The following is an 11,334-nucleotide window of genomic DNA, read 5'->3' as shown; positions in this document are numbered from 1 at the left end:
GGCCGTTGCTTAAATCTTTTATTATTTCATTGTCCACTTGACAGGGAACAGTTCACTTAGTGAGTCGGGTGTTTTTTAATCACATCAACGCATAGTGACAAACTCTTCTGAGCCTGTCGGATGAATAGCTACTGTGTTATCAAAATCTTTCTTGCAAGCTCCCATCTTAATCGCTACCGCAAAGCCTTGAATCATCTCATCAACGCCATAGCCAATACCATGTAAACCAATGACCTTTTCTTCATCACCTAAAGTCACAAGCTTCATCTTGACTAGCTGACGGTTATCGCCCACAGCTGTGTACATAGAAGCAAAGCTTGACGTATAGACCTTGATCTGCTCTTTTCCATAACGAGCAATCGCAGCTTCTTCAGATAAGCCTACCGTTCCAATCACGGGATGTGTGAAAATCACAGAAGGGACATTAGTGTAATCTAGCTTTTCATCTACCTGATGATTGAACAGGCGCTCTGACAAACGGCGACCAGCAGCAATAGCAACAGGCGTGAGGGCAATTTTACCATTGACGTCCCCAATAGCATAGACACCAGATACAGACGTATTTTCATACTCATCTGTCTCGATATAGCCGCGAGACGTAAGCTTAATATCTGTATTTTCAAGCCCAATTGCCTTTGTATTGGCTCCACGACCAATCGCCCAAATAATGCGTTCTGCCTCAATAGTCTCTCCAGATGCCGCTTCAAATACCAAATGCCCATGGCTTGTCTTTGTCACAGATTTAGGAATGCTATTAGGACGCAAGGTGATTCCAGAATCTCTCATCTCTGCCATCAACTGCTCAGAGAGCATATGATCAAAGCCACGTAAAATACTATCCCTGCGAAAAGCCAAGGTGGTCTCCACACCTAGCTCATTGAGCACACCAGCTAATTCTGCTGCGATATAACCCGCACCGACCACTAAAACAGACTTCGGCAAGCTCTCCCAGGCAAAGAAATCATCTGATGTCTCTCCCAGCTCACTACCGACAATATCAGGATAAAGAGGATGACCTCCTGTGGCAATGGCGATATGTGGCGCACTGTAAACCTCTCCATTGACCTCAACACTATGATTATCAACAAACTTCGCATAACCTTCAATACGATCAATCCCATTACGCTCAAAATTGGTCGTGTAAGACTGACGTGAACGTGCCACATAAGCATCACGATTAGCCTTCATTTCACTAAAGTCAAAGCTGACCCCATCTGCATGAAAACCGTATCCGCTAGCATATTTATGAATCGCTTCTGACACTTGAGCTCCATACCACATGATTTTTTTAGGCACACAACCCACATTCACGCACGTGCCTCCTACTTTATTGCCTTCAATCACAAGCACTTTGGCACCATGCATGGCTGCACGATTAGCTGTACCACTCCCTGCACTTCCTCCACCAATGACAATATAATCATATTGTGTTGTCATAACAAACTCCTTATCCTATCTTTTTCTGATACTGTAACATAAAAGCCATTATTAAACAATTTTTTACTACGATTGTTGCCCTAAAAACCCTCCTCATCACGAGAAGGGCTCAGTTTAATTAAGGTCTTGTAGCGGTTCAAAAATAATTTTTTCAATATCTGAAATATAAACAGACAAGCGTTGCTGCGCATCCAGATAGGTTTTCAATTGTGGATTTTCTTCTAAGCGCTTAACCAAGGCACCCAAGCTTTCTTGCTCTTCTTGACTTGGCATTTGCCCTGTCTGCATCATCCCTTGTAAGCGTGCTTGCGCTTGGGTAAACTCTTGCCACAAAGTCTTAGCAGCCTCATCTGTTTCAATAGCTGCCTTAGCCTCTAAAACTGCCTTATAATCTGGCAATTGACGAATTTCACGTTCTAGTTGGTTTGCAATATCATAGATATTAGCCATAATAACTCCTTTTTAACTGATAGTAACCTTATAGTTGGTCTTCTCTTCGATAACCCTCTTGGCTCTTTGCATATCCTTAGCATTCTTAAAGGAAATTTGCAAAATACCATGAATGTCATCACGATTTTCTTCATTGATATGGACATTGACCAGAGAGGTGCCACGAAGCAACTCCAAAATATCCAAAATAACATCTTCTTCGTCAGGAACATTGACAAAAATATCATAAAAGCTATCAATACCTGCTCGCTTGTGGATTTTCATCTCCTGACGTGTTTTTTTAGCCTGATTAAAATACTGCCAAATGGCATCCGCATCGTCTGAGGCAATCATCTGTGCCACATGTGTCAGACGCTCCTTGAAGTTATCAATCCGCCCTAACACAGCTTCTTTATTGGTCAGTAAAATACTCGTCCACATACCTGGCTCACTCTCAGCGATACGTGTCATATCCCTAAAACCACCTGCTGCAAAATGATTTGTCATCTCATGCGCCTTGGCATAATCACCTGCCTGCTCCATCAAACTAGCTGCCAAGATATGAGGAAAATGCGAAATCTGACTCGTCACAAGATCATGCTCAGCTGCATCTATGGTGATAAAGCGAGCACCTAAGCCTGACAAGACATCCTGAAGCTCCTGAATCGTTTTCTCATCTGTCAAAAGTGACGGTGTCAAAATATAATAAGCATTTTCAAACAAATGAACATCTGCTGCCATGGCACCTGACTTATGACTTCCTGCCATAGGATGAGATCCTATAAAACGCACGGGACGCTCTTTTAAATACTGCTCTGCAGCTTCAACAATCTCAAGCTTAGTCGATCCTGCATCAGTGATGATAACATCTTTTTTTAGCTCCATAGTCGCTAATTCTTTAATAAAAGCAATAGTCTGTTTGATAGGAACAGCTAAAATAATCACATCTGCTAAAGGGGCAAATGCCGCAAAATCATCTGTCACCTCATCGGCGATACCACGCTCCAAGGCAATATGACGCGATTTTTCAGACCTATTGTATCCTAAGATGGTATAGTCAGGATGGTCACGCTTGATGCCTAAAGCAAGAGAGCCACCAATCAAGCCCAAACCTGCAATATAAATGACCTTACTCGTCATACAACCTCCACTCATTTAAAACTGTTTAATATAAGCACGATGATTCGCTAGCGCTTCTTTCAACTCTTCCATATTATCAGATGAGAATTTTTCTAATACTTCATTAGCTAAGACAGTCGCTACGACAGACTCCATAACAACACCCGCTGCAGGGAGAGCCGTAGGATCTGAGCGCTCAACAGTGGCTTTATAAGGTTCATGTGTCTCAATATCCACAGACATTAAAGGCTTATAAAGTGTAGGAATAGGCTTCATCACGCCACGAACAACAATAGGTTGTCCATTGGTCATACCGCCTTCAAAACCACCAAGATTATTGGTGCGTCTCGTATAGCCGTCTTCTTCATTCCACAAAATCTCGTCCATGACTTGGCTACCTCTACGATAACCAGCCTCAAATCCGACACCAAACTCCACTCCTTTGAAGGCATTGATAGACACCACAGCCTGCGCTAATTTGCCATCTAGCTTTTTGTCCCATTGGACATAAGAACCTAGACCAGCAGGGACACCACCGACTACTGTCTCAACGATACCTCCAATAGTGTCGCCTTCTTTTTTAATCTGATCGATATAAGCCTTTATCTCTGCTTCACGCTCTTGGTTGACGATAGAGACCTCTGATAAACTCGCCAAACGCTTAATCTCAGAGACACTAAGACCATCTGGAACATCTATTTCCTTACCACCAAAGACAACCACATGGTTGGCAATCTCAATATCCAGCTCAGCTAAAATACGCTTTGCAATGGCACCAACCGCTACACGCATAGTTGTCTCCCTTGCAGAAGAGCGCTCTAGGGAATTACGTAAATCGTCAAAACGATATTTCATCCCCCCAACCAAATCCGCATGACCTGGACGAGGATGCGTGATTTTGCGCTTAGATTTAAGGCGATCCTCTATATCTTCTACCGCCATAATATCCAACCATTTTTGGTGATCTTTATTGATGACATGTAAGGTGATAGGAGCACCCGTCGTCTTTCCATGACGGACACCTGAGGTGATTTCAACCTTGTCAGATTCAATCTTCATACGACCGCCACGACCATAACCACCTTGGCGGCGCTTTAAATCACCATTTATATCCTCAGCACTTAGGCAAAGCCCTGCTGGAACACCTTCAATAATCGCTGTCAAGCGTGGTCCATGAGACTCGCCAGCTGTTAAATATCTCATCTTATCTCTCCAAATACTCTCTCATCTCTTCCATAGCAATCTGATGTATCCTAGCACTTCCTAACTCAGGCACAAGCACTGTCTTAATCATTTTGCCACGCGCTTTTTTGTCATGGGTCAGTGCTTGATAGAGTCTGTCACTATCCCATGGTTCATACTCTGTCGGCAAACCAAACTTAGCACACATCTCTAAAATCTGTCGGCTAATCCCTTCTGGCATCAACCCTTTACGCTCTGCCACTCGTGCGATTTGAATCATCCCAATAGCCACAGCTTCACCATGCATGATTTTGCCATAACCTGCTGTAGCTTCAATAGCATGACCAATCGTATGCCCAAAATTTAAATAAAGACGCACACCATTATCTAGTTCGTCCTCAACAACAACTTTTCGCTTGACATTACATGAGCGGTAAATAATACTCTCGGCATGAGCTAAAATAGATTCTTGAGAGCCATCCATAGCCTCCAACTCATCCCAAAGTTCAAGGTCATCAATCAATCCGTACTTAATCACCTCACCCATACCCTCAATCAACTCACGTTTTCCAAGGGTAAAAAGGGTATCAGGATCGATAAGAACACCATCAGGTTGTGTAAATGTTCCCACCATATTTTTAGCAAATGTTGTATTGACTCCTGTCTTACCTCCAATAGAAGAGTCAACCTGTGCTGTCAGACTAGTTGGAATCTGGACAAAATGAATCCCTCTCATATACGTCGAGGCAACAAAGCCAGCTAAATCACCAACAACACCGCCACCAAGAGCAACAATACCATCACTTCTAGTCATACCTGCTTTAGCTAAAAACTCGTACGCTTTATTGACAGTGGTGAGATTCTTACTCGCTTCACCTTCTAAAAAGTCAAATACCGCCACTTCAAAACCAGCATCCTCTAAGCTCAACTTGACTTTTTCAGCATAGAGATTACCGACATGATTATCCGTAATAATGACAAGCTTTTGAGGCTGCCATAGCTTTCTAAGCCAGTCACCCGCTTTTGGCAAACTCCCCTTTTCAATGACAATATCATAGGGGCTTTGTGGTAAATCAACATGTAATTTCATATAATCCTCCCTAGTTTGTCTTGTAGGTCTCCTCAAGCGCCTGCCAAATCTCTTTTGTTGGCATAGCCTTACCTGTCCAAGCTTCATACGCTTCTGCAGCTTGGAATAACAGCATACCAAGCCCATTAAAAGTCTTAAGCCCTCTCGATTTGGCATAAGCTAAAAATGGGGTCTCAAATGGCTGATAAATCACGTCTGCCACCAGTAACTGCTCTGGAAAAGTCATACCCTCACGGATAATCATCGACTTGCCATCCATACCGACACTAGTCGCATTGACTAGTAAATTAGATACAGCTGTCTTCTCTTCGATAAGATCTCTATCTTCGACAGGATAGACAGATATAGCTACCCCTGTCTTTTCAGAGAGTTCTTTTGCTTGTTGTTTGGTTTGCTCTAAAAACTGACTTTGATTGAAAATGCTAATCTTTTTAGCACCATTTAAGGCTGCTTGAGCAATGATGGCTGTTGCTGCACCGCCACCGCCTAAGATGGTCATGACCTTGTCTTTAACATCAAAATCAGCAAAGGTCTCAAGACTTCTAAAAAAGCCAATCCCATCTGTATTATGCCCTATTAGTTTTCCATCACGATTGATAACCGTGTTAACGGCGCCAATCAGGCGGGCAGAGTCAGTCAACTCATCCATATAAGGAATCACTGTTTGTTTATAAGGCATAGAGATATTGACCCCAAACATATCATAGCGCTTAATGTTGTCAAGACTAGCTTTGACATCCTCTTTAGGCACATCCCAAGCGACATAAACACCATTAACTCCTGTCTTATCAAAAGCAACGTTATGGATGAAAGGAGAGATAGAATGTTTTATAGGACGTGCAACAACCGCTGCTAAACGTGTGTGACCATCAATCTTCATCTAAGACCTCCTGAATGAGTTTCATGTTATTGAGAGAGACTTGCCCTGGAGCGCTAGCTTGATCAAGACTTGCAAAAGTCCAACTAGAGCCAACCAAATCAGCTGCCAAACGTGAGATACGCCCGCGCTTTCCCATAGACATCGTAGCAAATTCCTGCTCTTTATTGATGCTTTTAAACCCTCTTGTGTAGTTCATCAAGTCTAACACCTCTTGCTCGGTCTTAGGTGTCGTTGCAATCTTAACAACTCGCGGAGCAAGGGCAGTCAATTCTGAAAAAATCTCCATGATATTTTCAGGCATTTCATCAAAATTATGGTAAGACAAGACAAGATTAGGATAATCTAGCATATCTTGAAAGACATCTTTGTGGGAATAATACTCAAAATCAATATAATCAGGCTGATAGATACTATTGATCTCACGAATCAAATGCACATATTCTTGATCAGTTAAGCTGATATGCCCACCTTCTTTACTAGTGCGTAAGGTAAAGATAATCTCATGGCCTGCGAATTTTTCAAAAATAGCGGGGGCAACCGTTACAATCTCGTCTTTGGGTAAAAAATCAGCTCGCCACTCCACAATGTCAACACCTTCAAATCGCGATATATCTATAGCTTGCGCCTCTTCTAAACTACGAGGCATTACGGATACTACTATTTTCATTTTTTAACCTTTACTGTAAAAACTTTTAAATATTGACTTTGACTATCTGCTTGATTAACGGCAAAGTCAAAAGGAAGCGTCTTAACATCCACATAAGAATGCTCTACATCTCCAAAACCTTTTTCTAACTGCTTTTGAAATTGCTTTTGACTTACATTGGCGGCATTAGTTGATGCGATAATCATACCGTCTTCTGACAGCAAGTCTAGGGCATCAGAAATCAACTTATGATAATCCTTGGCTACAGAAAATACGCGCTTTTTATTACGGGCAAAACTAGGTGGGTCAAGGACAATAATATCAAACACTAAATCTTTTTTCTTGGCGTATTTAAAATAATCAAACACATCCATGACGATAAAATGGTGATTTTCAAGTGGAATAGCATTTGCTTGAAAATGCGCTTGGGATAAATGACGACTACGCTTGGCTAAATCAACTGAAGTCGTCTCTTTAGCACCTCCCATAGCTGCAGCGACGGAAAAAGCTGCCGTATAAGAAAACATATTGAGAAGGCGTTTATTAGCTGCTAGCCCATCCACCAAACTAGCCCTAACCTCATGTTGGTCTAAGAAAATGCCGGTCATCAAGCCGTCATTTAAAAAGACATCATAAAGGACACCATTTTCACGGATCAAAAAGGACTCTCTTGCCTCTTGTCCATACACATGCGCACTTTCATAGTCCAATCCTTTAAATCGAATCTTCTCATAAGCTCCGACTATATCAGGATAGACCTCCTGAAAAGCCCTGATAATCACATCTCGCTTAGCATAGACAAAACTATTATACCACGAAAAAAGTGCATAATCATTATAGCGGTCTATACTGAGACCACCAAAGTCATCACCGTCTTGATTAAACAAGCGATAAGCGCTAGTACTACTATCATGCTCATAGGCGCTACGTTTTTGGCGGGCTTTTTGAAAAATGGCAACAAAATAAGACTTATCTAAGGTCACATGACCAGGACCTAGATACCAACCTCTTCCCTTATTTTGATAGGACAAATAAGCCGTCCCTAAGTGTTTTCCAGATTTGGCATATACTGATAAAAGCTCGTCTTCACTCGAGTCCTTAATATCATCTTTATCCAAAAGCTTGATGCCGCGAGCCAGCTTTTCTTCGACCCGCTTATCCACAACTAGTTTATTCATAGTCTTATTATATCAAAAGTTTTAGAATCTTGATAGCCTAAGTTTGTCCCCACCTTTATATAGCCTTTCGTCTAAACTAAAACTTGTCAAAAAGAAAAAATGAGGTATTTTAAAGCATAAAGCGCAAACGTTTTCCTGATAATTTACAATTTCTAGCCATAACTTTTAGAAAAATATGATATAATCAAGACTGAGATTTTAACTTTAGGAAAAATGATACATGAGGATGTTCCCATCTTGAAAACAATAAAAAATACGGTATTCAGTATCTTAAACACACGTCTAGGCTTTGTTTTGACCTTGGTGTTTTGTTACTGGCTAAAAACAACTTGGGCTTATCACACGGATTTCAGCTTAGGACTTGAAAATGCTTATCAAGTCTTTCTAACGCTCTTTAATCCCATCCCAATAGCTCTGCTCTTTCTAGGGTTGTCGCTTTATATCAAGCGCACGCGTACTTTTTACACAGTAGCATGGATTCTCTATACCATTTTGAATCTTCTCTTGATTGCCAATGCCATTTACTATCGTGAATTTTCCGATTTTTTGACAGTCAATGCTATGCTAGCAAGTTCTAAAACATCAACAGGGCTTGGGGATTCTGCTTTGAATTTGATGCGGGTCACTGATATTATCTATATCCTTGACTATATCATCTTAATCACGCTATTTGCTACCAAACGCATCCATAGTGACAAACGCCCCTTCAATAAACGTGCGAGCTTTGCGGTGACTGCACTTTCTGGTATGCTCTTTTCCGTCAATCTCTTTCTCGCTGAGATTGACCGTCCAGAATTATTGACACGCGGTTTTTCAAATATTTATGTGGTGCGTGCCTTAGGGATACCTGCGTTTACAGCTTATAGCGGTAATCAGACTTACCAAGCCCAAAAAGAGCGAAGCCAATCGACTGCTGAGGAGCTCACACAAGCCAAGGAGTATATCGCCTCACACTACGCTGCTCCTAATCCCACCTACTACGGTATCGCTAAAGGGCGCAATGTCATCGTGATTCATTTGGAGAGTTTCCAACAATTCTTGATTGATTACAAACTCAAGGTTGATGACACAGAGTATGAAGTCACCCCATTTATCAACTCACTTTATCACTCCAACGAAACCTTGTCGTTTGCGAATTTCTTCCATCAGGTAAAGGCAGGAAAGACATCTGATGCGGAGACGCTTATGGAGACGTCTTTATTTGGACTTAGCAGTGGTTCTTTCATGGTTAATTATGGTGGCGAAAATACCCAGTTTGCAGCTCCCAATATTCTCGCTCAAAACGGTGGCTATACTAGCGCTGTTTTCCACGGTAATGTAGGGACATTTTGGAATCGTAATAACGCCTATAAACAGTGGGGCTACAACTACTTCTTTGACTCAAGTTATCTATCAAAATTAACAGAGCAAAATTCCTTCCAATATGGGCTTAATGACAAATATATGTTTAAAGATTCGATCAAGTATCTTGAGCATATGCAACAACCTTTTTATGCTAAGTTTATCACTGTCAGCAATCACTTCCCTTATACCAGTCTTGAAGGGGATTCAAACGAACAAGGGTTTCCTTTAGCCAAGACCAACGATGAGACAATCAACGGCTACTTTGCAACAGCTAATTATCTTGACTCAGCGCTAAAATCCTTCTTTGATTACCTCAAAGCTTCAGGACTTTATGACAATTCAGTCATTGTGCTTTACGGAGATCACTACGGTATCTCTAATTCACGCAACACTAGCCTAGCGCCTTTACTTGGTAAAAATTCAGAGACTTGGACAGACTACGACAATGCCATGCTCCAACGTGTGCCTTATATGGTTCACATTCCAGGCTATACAGGAGGCTTTATCAGCCAGACCTACGGTGGTGAAGTAGATGGACTTCCGACCTTACTACATCTCCTAGGCATTGATACTTCTAAATATTCTATGGTCGGTCAAGACCTCCTCTCACCTGAAAATAGTCAAATTGTGGCACTGAGAACCTCTAACTACTTTATCACTCCCGAATACACTAGCTACGGCGGACAACTCTTCTACACGGCTAATGGACTGGAAATTACCAACCCAGATACTAGTACCGAAGAAAAAGTCAAAGCGATCCGTGAAGCTGCTAGCCAGCAACTCAAAGTTAGTGATGAGATTCAGACAGGAGACTTACTACGTTTTGATACAGACAATGGTCTAAAAACAGTCGATATTACTACTATCGACTATGCCAACGCTATGAAACAACTTAAGAGTATTGAGAAGAAACGAGGTAGTGACTCAACCAGCCTCTACAGTAAAAATGGCAATAAAACAACTGTTGATCTCTATCAAGCACCAAGCTATCTCAAGCTTAGTGAGACCTTGACAAGCTCTAGTGAGTCCTCAAGTAGCTCAAGTTCTTCTGAAGACACACCGTAACCCAAACACCTAGATAGCTACATGGCTACTAGGTGTTTTTTGAATCATAAAAAGCCCTAATCAATAAGATTAGAGCCTTTTTGTGAATGAATGATTAAGATTTCTTATTTACCAAGGTAGTACTCATCTACAACATTCAAGTTTTCATCAAATTCAAATACCAATGGTGGGAAGTTTGGAATTTCAACATCCATGATTTCGTCATCTGACAAGCCTTTGATGTGTTTAACAAGGGCACGAATAGAGTTACCGTGAGCACCTACAAAGATATTTTTACCATCTTTAAGCGCAGGAGCAATCTTATCTTCCCAGAATGGAAGCGCACGCTCAAGCGTTACTTTCAAGTTTTCAGCATCTGGGATAACAGAATCGTCTAATGAAGCATAACGACGATCTGTATGAGCAGAATACTCATCATCACGTGGCATAGCTGGTGGCAAAACATCGTATGAACGGCGCCAGATGTGGACTTGCTCATCACCCCATTTAGCAGCAGCTTCTGCTTTGTTTTGACCTGTAAGACCGCCATAGTGACGCTCATTTAGACGCCATGATTTTTCAACTGGCACCCAAAGTTGATCAGACGCTTCAAGAGCAAGGTTAGTTGTCTTGATAGCACGTTTCAAAACAGATGTATAAGCTTGGTCAAATTCGATACCCGCTTCTTTAATCAATTGACCTGCATCAATTGCTTGTTGTGTTCCTTTTTCTGAAAGATCAACATCAGCCCAACCAGTGAAAAGGTTAGCTTTGTTCCATTCAGATTCACCATGGCGTGCAAATACTAATTTTACCATTAGATATGTCTCCTTTTATTTAGGCTAGTCGCCTTTATACTTACTTTCTTATTTTACACAAAATCATGTGAAAAATCTAGCTATTACGAGAAATTATTTTTTGCAAGCGCTTTTTACAATAAATTTAAAGCGCATCCTTATTTTCTAATCCTCAAAAGAAAGGGTCT

The 11,334-nt window shown here is 41.4% G+C and carries 10 protein-coding genes; 1 reads left to right on the top strand and 9 read right to left on the bottom strand.

Annotated features, from left to right (window positions below):
- Positions 1-84 precede the first annotated feature (84 nt).
- The 8 genes from gorA to ACLN19_RS05225 form a co-directional block, all read right to left on the bottom strand.
- Entirely contained in the window at positions 85-1,437 is a 1,353-nt protein-coding gene (gene gorA, locus ACLN19_RS05260) for a glutathione-disulfide reductase (RefSeq protein ID WP_413384030.1), read from the bottom strand.
- Between the two features lie 114 nt (positions 1,438-1,551).
- Complete coding sequence (locus tag ACLN19_RS05255; RefSeq protein ID WP_413384028.1) at positions 1,552-1,887, bottom strand: YlbF/YmcA family competence regulator; 336 nt, start codon at positions 1,885-1,887, stop codon at positions 1,552-1,554.
- 12 nt (positions 1,888-1,899) lie between these two features.
- Complete coding sequence (locus ACLN19_RS05250) at positions 1,900-3,006, bottom strand: prephenate dehydrogenase (protein ID WP_413384026.1); 1,107 nt, start codon at positions 3,004-3,006, stop codon at positions 1,900-1,902.
- Positions 3,007-3,021: 15 nt separating this feature from the next.
- Positions 3,022-4,188, bottom strand: a complete 1,167-nt coding sequence (gene aroC / locus ACLN19_RS05245) for a chorismate synthase (protein WP_413384024.1) — start codon at positions 4,186-4,188, stop codon at positions 3,022-3,024.
- A 1-nt stretch (position 4,189) separates the two neighbouring features.
- The gene (aroB, locus tag ACLN19_RS05240; RefSeq protein WP_413384023.1) at positions 4,190-5,257 is read right to left on the bottom strand and encodes a 3-dehydroquinate synthase; all 1,068 of its coding nucleotides are present in this window, start codon (positions 5,255-5,257) and stop codon (positions 4,190-4,192) included.
- Positions 5,258-5,267: 10 nt separating this feature from the next.
- A complete protein-coding gene (locus tag ACLN19_RS05235) occupies positions 5,268-6,137 on the bottom strand; it encodes a shikimate dehydrogenase (protein ID WP_413384022.1) in 870 nt (289 codons plus the stop codon).
- Complete coding sequence (aroD, locus tag ACLN19_RS05230) at positions 6,127-6,804, bottom strand: type I 3-dehydroquinate dehydratase (protein ID WP_413384020.1); 678 nt, start codon at positions 6,802-6,804, stop codon at positions 6,127-6,129. Before aroD ends, ACLN19_RS05235 begins: the two co-directional genes overlap by 11 nt.
- Positions 6,801-7,961 (bottom strand): class I SAM-dependent rRNA methyltransferase, encoded by a 1,161-nt coding sequence (locus tag ACLN19_RS05225; RefSeq protein WP_413384019.1) that lies wholly within the window; start codon positions 7,959-7,961, stop codon positions 6,801-6,803. The genes aroD and ACLN19_RS05225 overlap by 4 nt, the downstream gene beginning before the upstream one ends.
- Positions 7,962-8,198: 237 nt before the next feature.
- Between ACLN19_RS05225 and ACLN19_RS05220 the strand changes: the two genes are divergently transcribed.
- On the top strand, positions 8,199-10,370 hold the full coding sequence (locus tag ACLN19_RS05220) for an LTA synthase family protein (protein ID WP_413384018.1): 2,172 nt from the start codon (positions 8,199-8,201) through the stop codon (positions 10,368-10,370).
- A gap of 104 nt (positions 10,371-10,474) precedes the next feature.
- On the opposite strand, the gene ACLN19_RS05215 is transcribed toward ACLN19_RS05220, so the two are convergent.
- Entirely contained in the window at positions 10,475-11,167 is a 693-nt protein-coding gene (locus ACLN19_RS05215; protein WP_413384016.1) for a phosphoglycerate mutase, read from the bottom strand.
- Positions 11,168-11,334 lie beyond the last annotated feature (167 nt).

The sequence above is a fragment of the Streptococcus lishijunsis genome, from assembly GCF_047290665.1.
In the GTDB taxonomy this organism is placed as follows: Bacteria; Bacillota; Bacilli; order Lactobacillales; family Streptococcaceae; genus Streptococcus.
Note: the sequence above shows the minus strand (reverse complement) of the source record. Positions and strands in the feature narration are given on the sequence as shown.